This is a genomic window from Paenibacillus sp. YAE3 (assembly GCF_057546105.1).
This window is the reverse complement of sequence record NZ_BAAIYF010000017.1, coordinates 75,016-88,081: the sequence shown is the minus strand read 5'-3', so window position 1 is coordinate 88,081 and position 13,066 is coordinate 75,016. Positions and strand designations below refer to the sequence as shown.

13 protein-coding genes are annotated in these 13,066 nt (G+C 52.8%); 3 read left to right on the top strand and 10 right to left on the bottom strand.

Annotated features, from left to right (window positions below; all coding sequences use genetic code 11):
• Window positions 1-21: 21 nt before the first annotated feature.
• A complete protein-coding gene (locus AC27KL_RS25120) occupies window positions 22-909 on the top strand; it encodes an AraC family transcriptional regulator (protein ID WP_052146942.1) in 888 nt (295 codons plus the stop codon).
• Between the two features lie 86 nt (window positions 910-995).
• Here the strand turns inward: AC27KL_RS25120 and pcp are convergent, their stop codons facing one another.
• The 6 genes from pcp to AC27KL_RS25090 all read right to left on the bottom strand — a co-directional run bounded on the left by pcp (window position 996) and on the right by AC27KL_RS25090 (window position 6,124).
• Window positions 996-1,613, bottom strand: coding sequence for a pyroglutamyl-peptidase I (gene pcp / locus AC27KL_RS25115; RefSeq protein WP_339320879.1), 618 nt, complete (start codon window positions 1,611-1,613; stop codon window positions 996-998).
• A 26-nt stretch (window positions 1,614-1,639) separates the two neighbouring features.
• Window positions 1,640-2,395, bottom strand: coding sequence for a LamB/YcsF family protein (locus AC27KL_RS25110; RefSeq protein WP_487171492.1), 756 nt, complete (start codon window positions 2,393-2,395; stop codon window positions 1,640-1,642).
• The gene (locus AC27KL_RS25105; RefSeq protein WP_487171491.1) at window positions 2,389-3,402 is read right to left on the bottom strand and encodes a 5-oxoprolinase subunit C family protein; all 1,014 of its coding nucleotides are present in this window, start codon (window positions 3,400-3,402) and stop codon (window positions 2,389-2,391) included. The genes AC27KL_RS25110 and AC27KL_RS25105 overlap by 7 nt, the downstream gene beginning before the upstream one ends.
• On the bottom strand, window positions 3,399-4,112 hold the full coding sequence (pxpB, locus tag AC27KL_RS25100) for a 5-oxoprolinase subunit PxpB (RefSeq protein ID WP_487171490.1): 714 nt from the start codon (window positions 4,110-4,112) through the stop codon (window positions 3,399-3,401). Before pxpB ends, AC27KL_RS25105 begins: the two co-directional genes overlap by 4 nt.
• A gap of 137 nt (window positions 4,113-4,249) precedes the next feature.
• Window positions 4,250-5,086: a YitT family protein gene (locus AC27KL_RS25095; protein ID WP_339320883.1), complete on the bottom strand. Its 837-nt coding sequence runs from the start codon at window positions 5,084-5,086 to the stop codon at window positions 4,250-4,252.
• 240 nt (window positions 5,087-5,326) lie between these two features.
• Window positions 5,327-6,124, bottom strand: a complete 798-nt coding sequence (locus AC27KL_RS25090; RefSeq protein ID WP_487171489.1) for a L,D-transpeptidase family protein — start codon at window positions 6,122-6,124, stop codon at window positions 5,327-5,329.
• Between the two features lie 322 nt (window positions 6,125-6,446).
• Between AC27KL_RS25090 and AC27KL_RS25085 the strand changes: the two genes are divergently transcribed.
• Together AC27KL_RS25085 and AC27KL_RS25080 are read left to right on the top strand one after the other, a co-directional pair.
• A complete protein-coding gene (locus AC27KL_RS25085) occupies window positions 6,447-7,493 on the top strand; it encodes a permease (RefSeq protein ID WP_487171488.1) in 1,047 nt (348 codons plus the stop codon).
• A 250-nt stretch (window positions 7,494-7,743) separates the two neighbouring features.
• Window positions 7,744-8,679, top strand: a complete 936-nt coding sequence (locus AC27KL_RS25080) for an alpha/beta fold hydrolase (RefSeq protein WP_487171487.1) — start codon at window positions 7,744-7,746, stop codon at window positions 8,677-8,679.
• A 95-nt stretch (window positions 8,680-8,774) separates the two neighbouring features.
• Here the strand turns inward: AC27KL_RS25080 and AC27KL_RS25075 are convergent, their stop codons facing one another.
• The 4 genes from AC27KL_RS25075 to AC27KL_RS25060 form a co-directional block, all read right to left on the bottom strand.
• Window positions 8,775-10,346 (bottom strand): MFS transporter, encoded by a 1,572-nt coding sequence (locus AC27KL_RS25075; RefSeq protein ID WP_487171486.1) that lies wholly within the window; start codon window positions 10,344-10,346, stop codon window positions 8,775-8,777.
• A gap of 83 nt (window positions 10,347-10,429) precedes the next feature.
• Window positions 10,430-11,353 (bottom strand): helix-turn-helix transcriptional regulator, encoded by a 924-nt coding sequence (locus AC27KL_RS25070; protein ID WP_487171485.1) that lies wholly within the window; start codon window positions 11,351-11,353, stop codon window positions 10,430-10,432.
• Window positions 11,354-11,860: 507 nt separating this feature from the next.
• On the bottom strand, window positions 11,861-12,061 hold the full coding sequence (locus AC27KL_RS25065) for a hypothetical protein (protein WP_487171484.1): 201 nt from the start codon (window positions 12,059-12,061) through the stop codon (window positions 11,861-11,863).
• Between the two features lie 167 nt (window positions 12,062-12,228).
• Window positions 12,229-12,795 carry a hypothetical protein gene (locus AC27KL_RS25060; RefSeq protein ID WP_487171483.1) on the bottom strand — a complete coding sequence of 189 codons (567 nt, stop codon included), beginning with the start codon at window positions 12,793-12,795 and terminating at the stop codon, window positions 12,229-12,231.
• Window positions 12,796-13,066: the final 271 nt, after the last annotated feature.

Genomic DNA, 13,066 nt, shown 5'->3' with positions numbered 1-13,066 from the left:
TAAAAACGAGGTGCTGCAGCGATGACCGAACCGTATTTCGAGTCCAACCGTTCCCAAGACGGGTCTGTCCAATATCCTTACGAAAGCATGATCCATTCCAGCCAAAACGGAAGCATCGTCGTGGACCCCCACTGGCATATTTATATCGAAATACTGTACTTCCTTTCCGGCAAAGCCAAGGTGTTCCTGGGCGGGAAAAGCCATCGGCTCGAAACCGGCGATCTGGTTCTGATCCACTCGCACGAAACCCATTCGATTTATTCGACGGAGGAGCCCGTTTCATACATCGTCGTGAAATTCGATCCCGAAATTTTGTACTCGACCTCGCGCACCTTCCTGGAATCGAAATACATCCTCCCTTTTACGCTTGCGGACGCTGGAGGACAGCGGGTGTTTACGGCGGCCGAAATCCACGACACGCCCATTCCCGGCCTGATCCGGGAAATCTATGAGGAATTCACCTCCAAAGGGTTCGGCTTCGAGCTGGCCGTCCGTACGCTGATCTGCCGCGTTTTTCTATGGTTTCTGCGCCGCACGCATCCCCAGCATTGGGGGTGGGAGGTTTCGCGCTCGCTGAATGACAGCGATTACCGGATGCTGCAGCAGGTTTTCGAATACATCGACTACAACTATATGAACGACATCAATGCGCAAACGGCGGCCAAACTATGCAATATGAGCTACAGTTATTTTTCGAGGCGCTTCAAAGCGATCATGGGCAAAACCTTCACCAATTACCTCAGCTACATCCGGATCACCGAAGCCGAAAAACTGCTGCTCACGACCGATATGAGCATGACGGATATTGCGCTTGAGGTCGGCTTTTCCAGCTCCAGCTATTTCATCCAGCAATTCCGTCAGTACAAAAACATCTCCCCCCATCAATTCCGCAAAAAAGGAAAAGCCTGATTCCAAGGAATCAGGCTTTTTGGGTATTCATATGTAACATGAACCTGCGAGCAGCAAGTCCCGCGTCGGCCGAAGAATAAAATGCATTAATTCAATATCGTCTGAATCATCGTCTTCAAACCCTTCAGCATCGTATCATGCGAGAGGGATGGCAAACTCGGCTTGCTTGCGGCCATTTCTTCCGATGCAGGAAAATGGACAAAACCGCCGATCATGGATAGCCGGTTCGTCCGGATATAATCGAGAAGCGCATACATCGTATTGTTGCAAATGAAAGTGCCTGCGGAATACGAAATCGAAGCCGGAATTCCCTGCTCCTTCATCTTCTCCACCATCTCGCGGACCGGCAGCAGGCTGAACAAGCCGTCCGGGCCTTCCGGGTTCACGCGTTCGTCGTATGGACGGTTCCCTTTATTGTCCCCGACGGAGGATTCCTTGGGCACCTCTTTCAGATTGATCGCGATTTGCTCCGGCGTAATGGACGTTCGCCCGGAAGCCAAACCGCAGCAAATGACCGCGTCCGGCCGGATCGCTTCCACGGTTTCCAATAACTTGTCGGCGCATTCGTCAAATACGACCGGCAGCAGCCGGGTATGGATTTCCGCCCCGTCGAACCGTTCCTTCCCAATGTCCTTCAGCAGTTTTTCCGTCGGGTTGATCGAATCGCCACCGAACGGTTCGAACGCCGTCACGAGTATTTTCATGAATATTTCCCCCTGTATGTAAGTTGTTATAAGGCCGAGACCCTTATCCCTTCCCGTTCCAGCGCACACCGCAGGCTGCCGGCAAAAGACAGGGCATGTTCGCCGTCGCCGTGGATGCAGACCGTGTCCGCCTCGATCGGAATGATCCGGCCGCTCGCAGCCGAAACGGCGCCTTCTCTAACCATTTGCAGCACTTGATCTACCGCCCGGTCCGGATCGGCAATCAATGAACCCGGCATGTTTCTCGGCGTTAACGTCCCGTCGTCCCGATAAGTCCGGTCCGCAAAGACCTCCGATGCCGTGCGCAGCCCCATCGCCCTGCCCGCGGCAATCAACGCACTGCCGGCCAGCCCGTACAGGATCAAGGATGAATCCGTTTCGTGCACCGCCCGGGCGATCGCGTCGGCCAGCCGCCGATCGGCTGCGGCCATATTATATAAGGCCCCATGCGCCTTAACATGTTTCAGCGTGCCGCCTTCCTGCTTAACAAATGCTTGGAGCGCGCCAACCTGGTATGTCACCATGTCGTAAACTTCCTCGGCCGACACCTCCATGGGCCGTCTGCCGAATCCCGCCAAGTCGGGCAGCCCCGGGTGAGCGCCGATGGAAACGCCGCTTTGGACGGCCATCCGGACGGTACGCCGCATCACCGACGGATCGCCGGCGTGAAAACCGCAAGCGATGTTGGCGGACGTAATATACTCCATCATTTCGGCATCGTTGCCTAAGGCATAACGCCCGAAGCTTTCTCCCATATCGCAATTCAGGTCCACGCTTAACATCCGAACATTCCCTCCAATCTGACGTCGATCATGGTTTTGAGCCGGCGCAGGCCGCGTTCCCGTTCCAGGTACAATTGTTCCGCTTCGTCAAGGGAAACTTCGCGGAAGCGGATCGCGTCACCCGGGGACAACTGCGCGACTTTAGGCAAATCGGCGGAAACGACCTGCGCGATTTTCGGATAGCCGCCAAGCGTTTGCCTGTCGGCCATGAGGATGATCGGCTGCCCGTCGGCCGGCACCTGCACGGTGCCGTCGGCGACGCCTTCGGACAGATACTCCCGGGGAGTCCGCAGCTCGAGCCGGGGTCCCGACAACCGGTAGCCCATCCGGTCGGACTCCGGCTTGACGCGGTAGGAATCTTCGAAGAATCGCCGAAGATCAGCTGCCCGAAAATCATCGTATTGCCGCCCCCTCGTGACCCGAACGGCTTGATTCCCGCGGATATAACCTGGCCGGGGGGCCGCCGACCACCGCGCCGCCCGAAAAGAACCATGCTCCGCGAAATCGCGGGAACTCGCGGCGGGGCTGCCGAATCGGCCCGAATCTTTGTTATGCAGAACATCTCCCGTCTGCAGCGCCCTTCCGTTCAGGCCGCCGATGCCGGCTCGCAGATGCGTGCTGCGGCTGCCGAGAACTTGAGGCGCATCCACGCCGCCGGCAACCGCAACATAAGCGCGGCACCCGGATACGGGGCGTTTGAACGCCAGCTCGCTTCCCTGACGAAACCATACCGGCCGCCACATCGGAACGGGCGTGCCGCCGGATTCCGGCGATAAATCGGCGCCCGTGATCGAAACAAGCATGCTTTGACGGAAACGCACCAAAAAACCGGACCAAGTAACTTCGAGCGCCGCCTCGCCTTCGGCATTGCCGACAAGCCAGTTGGCGATCCGGTGGGCAAACCCGTCCATCGCCCCGGACCGGCCGAGGCCGTATTTGCCGTAACCTGTCCGCCCTAGATCCTGCACGGTAACGAGTAGCCCCGGTTTCAATACCTCGATGCTCATCTCCGTTCACCTGCCAGTCTGTCGTATTCGGAAACGCCGATCGGCCGAAAACGGATATACTGTCCGCTGTTCAACAAAACCGGCGGGTCCTGCCCGGGCCGAAACAAGGCGAGCGGCGTTCTGCCGATGATTTGCCAGCCGCCGGGCGTGTCCAACGGATAGATGCCGGTCTGGGTTCCGCCGATCCCTACCGACCCGGCAGGAATGGACAACCGGGGCGTCCCTTTCCGCGGTGCGGATATGCTTGCCGGCATGCCGCCCAAGTACGGGAAACCCGGGGCAAAACCGAGCGCATACACCAAATAGTCCCGGCCCGAATGGATGCTGACGACCTCGGCTTCATCCAGCCCGTTCAATTCCGCCACATAGGCCAAATCCGGCCCGTGTTCGCCGCCGTAACAGACCGGAATGTCGATCACGTCCCGCTTCCGCTCCGCAAGAACACCGATCTGGTTCAACCGGTTCTGCACGAGGGATCTGACATGCTCGAATGCCGTTCCTTCTCCCGGGGAGCGGTCTAACCTGAACGGGTCATAATAAACCGCAACCGCCGCAAACGAAGGAATGCATTCCACGAATCCGGGAAACGGATCGGCCTCCAGCAGGGACACCGCCGCTTGAACCTGCCGGTTCACGCCTTCGTCGATCGTTTCGCCGAATTGGATCAGCAGCGCAGTTTCGCCCAGCGGCTCGATCGCCATATTGCCCATGCCTTCCCTCCTCCTTTACATCAACGTTCATGAATCTATTTTAGAGGCAACCCGCGGAAATGCGCAATCATTGCCGAATAAAAACAAAAAAGGCTGCCTGCCGCAGCCCTTTCCCTTGTACGTGCCTGATTTATTTTTTATTTCGCCAAGTCGATAAAACCTTCACCGAACACGTCCCTGACGTCGTGAATGGTGATGAAGGCATCCTTGTCGACGGACTTGACGATTTTTTTCAACGTCGGGACCTCCTGTTTGTTAATGACGACGTACAGCACTTCCTTCGGCTGTTTCGTATAGTAGCCGTATCCGGGAAACACCGTTACGCCGCGCTCCATCACGGTATTGATCTCCTGAGCGATATGGTCGTATTCCTTGGAGATAATCGTGATCGCTTTCCGCGGGTTCAAACCTTCGATGATGAATTCCATCACTTTCGTGCCGACGAACAACATTACGATGGTAAGCATGAGGCTCTGTGCCCCGATGATGAAATAGGACGAAAACGCCACGATCAGGTCAAAAAAGAGCAGCGCGTAGCTGATGTTCCAATCCCAATATTTATGGGCGATCCGCGCCAAAATGACGCTTCCTGCCGTCGTGCCGCCCGCGCGCACGATGAGTCCGATGCCCACGCCCGCAAATACGCCGCCGAAAATGGCGTTAAGAAGCACGTCGTCCGATTGAATCGTCCATCCTTCCGTCAAATGCAGGAACAAGGAGTTGCACACGATGGCGATGATGGTGTATACCGTCGTTTGCTTGTCCAAAAATTTATAGCCGACGATCAGCAAGATCGCGTTTAATATCAAATTCACCAGGCCCGGAGACCATTTGAACAAATAGTAAAGAATGATCGTGATCCCCGTGACGCCGCCTTCGGACAGGTCGTGAGGAATGACGAACAGATTAATGTCGAGCGCAAAAATGAATGAACCGATGATAAGCAAAAAAATGTCCGCGAGTTTTCTATTCATGCAACTGCCTTCCCTTGATCAATATCCGAAATTTTCAAATGTTCAAAACGCAACTCCCCTATTTTATAAGGGACGCCTGAGATACGTCAACAGAAAAAGGCCGGCCTCAGCAAAAAAAAATCCCGCAGCAGGCTGCAGGATGAAAAAAAGTTTCATAAACGGATCGGATCTTGGACATGGCTAGGCATAAAATAAAAAAAATCCGCGAAAAACGCGGATGAATGGGGGCATACCCGATCCTTATTTCGGCGATCGGATGGAAACCGTATTGGTCGTACCGTCCCATTGGACGGAATAACCCGACAGTTCCGAAAAATCTCTCAGCGGAAGCATCAGGGAGTTATCCCTGTACCTTGAGGCGGTTATCTTGACGGTTTTCCCGTTGACCGTCGCTTGACCCGTCAGCGCCTGATGCACGATCGTGCGGCTGCCGATTCGAAGGGTCGCCGTTTTCGTTTGGTTGTTCCAGAGCACCTCCCCGCCTAACAATTCGATGCAAGCCCTGAGCGGAATATAAATCCGGGAATCGTACAGGATCATATCGTTACGCAAATCCGCTTCCTTGTTGTCGATCAACAGCCTCCCCTCAAATTTCTGCTCGCCTAAGCGGTAACCTGAGTTTCGAGCGATCTCCTCAAACGAAAGCTTAGACGATGTTATAATGGCCATGGTGTGGAGCCGTATTTTGGGAAACAGCCAGTGAATATCGTCGTTATACATGCGGATGCATCCCGCGCTGACATACTTTCCGATGGAATTTTTGTTGTTGTTTCCATGGATCGCGTATGTCGTTCCTCGCGTTCCGTTGACGTCCAGCCCGATCCAGCGGTCGCCGAGCGGATTTCTTGGATCTCCTCCCGGAATTTTTTCTTTGTAATACGGACGGTTTTTGATTTTGTTCACGATTTCAAAATGCCCTTCCGGCGTAAGCGATGACGTTTTGCCGGTGGCTACGCGAAATTCCCTGACGAGGGAACCGTTTTGGAAAAATGCCAGTTTATTCGTTTTTTTGTTGACGATGATCAGATCGTTGCCCACGCTTTGTGCGTCCGCTTGCACTGGCGGGGGAATGATCCAACCCAGTATCATGATAAGAATGATTGCTGCGAATGAGCGGTGATAAGTACGCAGAATCCGCAAGCCTCCTTTCATCCGGTGATTAATGCCATTATATGGGAGGTAAAGGGTGTCCTATCACTCTTAGATGGATTTTAATCCGGAATTGTTGCAGCGCGCTCGAAAAAGCTTGTCTATGAAAGTTCAAGTTGAATCTTTCATGAAAATGATAGATTTTCCTTGTCACGGCGCAACGGGAGGAATACAATATATAATTGTCCACTTCAAGAATGGAGGAAAAAAGATGTCACCGATTCGTTCGATTCCGGGACGCCCTTCAAACAAAAAAACGGTTTGGATGGTGGGCCTGTTCATACTCATAGCCGTCATCGGATTGCTTTACGTCAAATGGTGGCCTTATTATCACAAGGCGTTTTCGGCTGCCGACAAGCATTCCATCGGCTCTTCGATCTTAAATATGGAAGGAAACAGCCCATCCTGGGGCTCCGCCTTGCAATACGCACAAGCTTATTTCAAATCCGTATGGAAAGCAGCGGTGCTCGGCATTTTGCTCGGTTCCCTCGTACAGGTGCTGCTGCCTACCGGTTGGCTCTACGAAAAGCTCGGGAAAGCGGGATTCAAAAGCACGCTGATCGCGGGCGTATCCTCCCTGCCCGGCATGATGTGCACCTGCTGCGCCGCACCGATCGCCAGCGGTCTTCGCAAACGCAACGTATCGGTCGGAGCCGCGCTGGCCTTTTGGCTCGGGAATCCGCTGCTTAACCCGGCGACGCTGATTTTTATGGCATTCGTCCTGTCCTGGAAATTCATGCTCATGCGCATCGTGTTCGGAATCCTGCTTACGTTCGGCGTGAGCTATTTTGCCAACCGGTTCGCGGGTGAAGCCAAGGTGCCCGAATCGATGGCGGCCCTGCCCGAAGACAAGGGGGATCAGGATCCGTTCCTAGTCCGCTGGCTCAAAAGCCTCGGCATGATGCTCGTCAGCGTCGTTCCGGCTTATCTGATCGCCGTACTGCTGCTCGGCGCCTTTCAGTCCACGATGTTTCCGGTCTGGGTCGGCGGCGGCATCGCAGCCGTTATCGTGTTTGCGGTCGTCGGCACGCTGTTCGTCATTCCGACGGCGGCGGAAATTCCGATCATCCAATCCTTTCTGGCATTGGGCATGGGTACCGGACCAGCGGCGGCGCTTCTCGTGACCCTGCCGGCCATCAGTCTGCCGTCGGTGCTGATCGCATGGAAGGCTTTTCCGAAAAAAGTGCTGGCCTTCGTCTCCGTGTCGGTCGTAGTTGCCGGCATCGTCAGCGGTTTGATCGGCGCATGGATCCTGTAACCCGCAAACGGCAGCATATCCGAGCCTAAAGTAAAAGGACCTTCGATGGAGGGTCCTTTTGTTTTTGATTCCGATCCACTTCTTGACAACGTTTTCATTAGGATTTATATTGAATTCAAAGTTAATACGATGTGAAGAGACGCGGAGACCACGAAATGCTTTTGTTTTTCAAAAGGTATTTTGTGCGTCTTTTTTTGTTTCTTCCATCGGCATAGATTCTTCAACCAATCCAAATATGAGGTGATTGATCATGGCCATTCATGAACTGAGTTTCAAATCATTTAATCAAAAGGACGACATTCGAGCCTGGATCTACACCCCGATCCGCAAACCGCGCGGAATCGTTCAGCTGGTGCATGGTTTCGGCGAGCATTCCCGCCGGTATCTCCACATGATTTTGAAGCTGAATGAAGAAGGCTTCGTGGTTGCGGCGGACGATCATGTGGGACACGGCAAAACGGCATACGATTCAGGCAACTGGAGCGATTGGGGCGCACACGGCTACATGACGATGGCGGAAGATGAGCACTCGCTCCGTCAACGGGTACAGGAGAAATATCCCGGCCTGCCCTATGTCATGTTTGGCCACAGCATGGGTTCCATGATCGCCAGATGTTATGCCGCCGCTTACGGAGAAGGGATCGACGGTTTGATTCTTTGCGGGACTTCGGGCGTGTTTCCGAATGCGGGCGAACTTGCGAAGATGTTGAAAGAACAGGTGGACCGGGGCAATGGAGAAGAAATCGATCCATCTTATTTGCAAAAGCTTCTGGGCTGGATGACGGAGCGCTGCGAAAATGCCTCCACCCCGAATGACTGGATCTGCGGCGATCCGGACGTCGTTGCCGACCATGCCCATGATCCGTTCAACAACTTTACGACGCCGCCCAATATCCGTTCGTTGTATTATTTTGTGATGATGATGGAAACGATCGTCGGTACGCAGTGGGCGGAAATAGTGCCGGCATCCATTCCCGTTTACAATATCGCCGGGGATCAGGATCCTGTCGGCCAATACGGGGAAGGGGTCTACGCCGTCTCGAACTGGCTCGCGGAAACGGGTCATCGGGTGGAAACCAAGGTATATTCGGGTTATCGCCATGAAATCCACAACTATCGCGACATCCGGGACGACGTCGAAGATGGAATCATCGATTTTATCCATCGCGTGATCGGGAACAAATAGACCCTGCTCCAAAAAGAAGAAGCCTATGGCAATTGCCATGGGCTCTTTCTTTTTGGGACATCTTAAAATTTATCCGGCGGCAGAGGAGCACCGGTTTAGGACACGGTCGAATAGCCGTAGTCTGTTTTCTCTTCCTTACGATCCGGTTCGGCTTGAACCTCCGGCGCGGCGCTTGCATCAAGCTTGGCTTTGCCCATCAGCAGCGAGGCTGCGCATGCCAGGAGCACCGGGAGCAGCGCCCAACCAAAGGTGGCGGCGATCGACGAGGACAACGCCTCCGATATCGAATCCAAAAGCGCAGCCGGAATGCCGGCACGCGTCTGCTCCGACAACAACACGTGCGGATCGTTGACGGAAAGCGCATCCGGAACCCGTGCTCCTCCGCCGAACATCTGTCCCATCTTCGCCGAAAACGCATGGGCCTGGATCATCCCGAACGTCGTGATGCCCAGCGTCATGCCCAAGGAACGGAGAAAATTAAACGTGGAGCTGGCCGATCCCCGCTGGCGGTACGACAAGCCGTGAATGCACGCGTTGCTCAGCACCGAAAATGAAGCGCCGATGCCAAGGCCGATCAGGATCATGTAAAACGTGACTTGAAGCCGGGATGAGTCCGGGCCAAGCGTCGTCAGCAGCGCCGTGCCGGCCGTTAACACCAGCAGCGAGGAGACCATGATCGTACGGTAGGAAATCCGGTTCATCAGGCTGCCGCCCAATGTAGCCGTAATGACCGAAGATACCATCATCGGGAGCAGCACCATGCCGGAGCTGGTGGCCGAACCGCCGAGCACCCCCTGAATGAAGATCGGGATGTACACAGAGGCGGCAATAAACGCCGCGCCGCAAAAAAATCCGGTCAGGATGCCGGACGTATAGATCCGATTTTTGAACAAGCCGAACGTGATGATCGGTTCCTTCGCCTTCGTTTCTACGAACAGGAACGCCGCCGACAGCAGCACGAACCCTCCAAGCAGGCTTAACATCTCGGGCGAACTCCATGCCAGCTGCTTGCCGCCGAGCTCCAGCGCAAACATGAGGCAAACGACGGCTCCCAGGAAGGTGAACGCGCCGGCCCAATCGATCGGCTGCTTGGAATGCTCATGGGATTCCTTGTAGCATAACGCGATCATCAGCAGCGCCGCCAAACCGAGCGGCAAATTAATGTAGAAATTCCACTGCCACGCGATATATTCGGTAATATAAGCTCCGACCAACGGGCCGAAGATGCTGGAGATGCCGAACACGGCCCCGAACAATCCGCCGAGCTTCCCTCTTTTCTCCAGCGGGACGGCATCGTACATGATGGTAAAAGCGATAGGCACAAGCGCCCCGCCGCCAATGCCTTGAACGGCCCGGTACAGCGCCAATTGGGTAATGGACTGGGCCGTGCCGCACAGGGCCGATCCGATCATAAACAATATGATCCCGAACACAAAAAACCTCTTTCGTCCATACATGTCGGACAGCTTCCCGAAAATCGGCATGCCGGCCATTTCCGCCACCATGTAGGCCGACGTGACCCAAACGAACTTATCCATCCCTCCGATTTCGCCCACGATGCTGCCCATCGCCGTCGCCACGATCGAATTGTCCATCGATGCCATGAGAATGCCGAGCAGTAACGCGGCGATGACGACCGGCAGCCTGCTTTTTTCTTGATGCTCCATATTCAGAACCACTCCTTCTTTTCTATTACGGTTTCGTTCTTGGCCTGAATAGAGCATACAAAAAGAAGTATGACAACGGCGTGTCATACTTCCCGATATTTTTCGAGCATATTTTGCAATTGCTCCTTCACCGCTTTTCGGATTTCCGGCGGACTGACGACTTCCGCGCCAACCCCGAAGCTCAGCATGATCGGAATGAGCCAACGCAAGCTGCTGCGATGCTGGTTCGTCAAAATGATGTCCAGGCATCCGTCTTCTCCAAAGCGCTTTTCCGCGCCGACGAAAAAATCGAGCGCCCTCGCCATGGCAGGCGGCGCGATTCGGAGCACGACATCGAATACGTCCGCATCGGCCGGTCCGCTTTTTCGCTCACCGGATTCGATCTTCGGTTCATGGCGGTGATGCTGGAAATGTTCTCCCGTGACAGCCATGGACACGATGCGAGGCAGCTTGAATTCCCGATAGTCGCTTCGCAGCCGGCAATAACCGTACAAGTACCAGGAGTCGTATTTGTACAAAAGATTGACCGGTTCGACGGCCCGTTGGACCCGCTCCCCTTTGGTGCTCACATATTCGAATTTCACCACAAGCTGCCGCCGAATCGCGTCATGAATCATCCGAAGCGTCTCGTTGTATGGGCGCCAGCTGCCGATATCGAGCGACATGCTTGGTTTTTTGGCGTCCTGGTGGACGGTTTGGAGCTTATGGATCGTCTCCTCGGCTTTCTCATCCTCAAATACCGTGGACATGCTGCGCAAAAGAGTCACGAGCGAGTTCACGTCGTAGGAACCGAGCAGGCTTTTGTCCATTTTATATTCTTCCATGATCCCGTAACCGCCGTTCACGCCTTGATAGGAAACCACCGGAATGCCCGCCGCGCAGATGGTTTCGATGTCGCGGTAGATCGTCCGTTGGGACACGTTGTATTTTTCCGCAAGGGCCGAAGCCGACAATATTTCGTGATTAAGCAGCATGTAGATCATGGAAATGAGACGCTCAAGCTTCATGAAAGACCACCTTTTTTGATATGGATATACGATCCCCATGATCAGTCTAGCGTCCCGAGCCGCTTTTGTATAGAACAGAAGCAAAAAACGGTGGTGTCCGACTCCAAACTTCCCTTTAAAGACAGGCGCTCCGAGCAAGAAAATGCTGCTTGCAAAATGGCGGTAAGTTTTTTAGCGTTTGCTTTATTCAAACTAAATCCGCAGAAATGATGAGTACGGTGGATATGAACTAGGTATGTGCGGGTTTTTCTTTTGTGAATTTTTCATATGTTGTTTTTTTAACATATTAAGCGTCGCTATTCGGAATTCGAAGTCCTTCGCGTTCATGTGGTTGATCTAAATCAGGGTTGCCTGCTCCAGCCGGATTTTCAATCGCGTAATCATATGTCTGGAAACATTTTGGTGGGGGGCTATTTTCGTTGGGATCTCGGGAAGCTTTCGTGGAAGATTCTCTGGGGGCAGTTTTGGTGATACCGGCTGCTTCAGTCCGTTCACTTTTTCCTTTTTCTATTTCTTGTCTTTGAAGAAATCGTACTTGATCACAAAATCGAAGAGAGCCATAATTGCAATTGCTCCAAGCGGAATCATGAAGTATGCCCATCGCGGATGATTCGGAATTTCACCAGGGGGTGCTTCAATTAAAAAACCATAAAGAACAAGGCTATAAATGACGACCAGAACCATACCTGTTACGTTTCTATTTTTCATAGCTGCTTTTCACCTCGGACTCACAAAAATTCAAAGTATTGTATTTTTTACCTAAGCATATTATAACATGGCGCAACAACAAGTGGAGAAATTCTCCTGTCACGCCCCGTTTTATTGAAGGATCGTGCCCTTTTGCTCATTCGTTTTCAATTGCGATGCTCAAACAGTTAATTAAAAGCTTTAAGAGGTCCGCTTTGTAAAATCTTATCTACTTCCTCGTATCCAGATGGGAAGGCGAAATTGTAACGTGCAGGAATTGCAAAAACATATCTATCGTTTTGACCCAATTCGGTCGGTTTGATAGCTGCTGCACCAATAAAAAATTCTTCTCGTAGAAGAGAGTCCCACTGACTCAACGTAAATACCATAATGGGTATATCCTGCCTTGGCGTTTGCGCGGTCCATCGAGGATCTCGAATCGAAAGGATTGGACCGGTTTCTGAAGTCTTTTTACTTGCGTTTTTGTCCATTGTGTTGCCTTCCCAATGACTCTTTACAATAGAATAACCTTTCCAGCTTTCGGGTAAAGAAAACTGAAACCCGTATTGTTTATTAGTATACACGATAGAGTCTGAATCCGAGGATGAAGGGTCTCGATCAGGGCTTTGAGTCGGCGTTTTTGTTGGTTGACTTGTGGCTTGCGTTGGTTGGGATTGAAAATGTTCATCATCTATATTCGTGCAACCAACGAATAAAATAATGGTGAAAAGAAATAGAACAAGCAATTTATTCAAAAAGTCACCGTCCTTATTGGCTCATGATTTCTAAAATTACAGACGATAATGAAAGCGTTAAAGTTTGACCACGTTTAAGATTATTTTTATGGTGCATATGTACAACACAAGATTTACTTTTTCCGCATTACTGCACCCGCAACCCGTACGCAACTTGATCGCGGCATATGAGTAAAAACAGGGACACCCGGGAGAGCGGATGTTCCTGTTTTCATGAATGCAGATACCGAAACGTTGATCATCATTGGTAGATGCGCAGTCAATCCCCGGA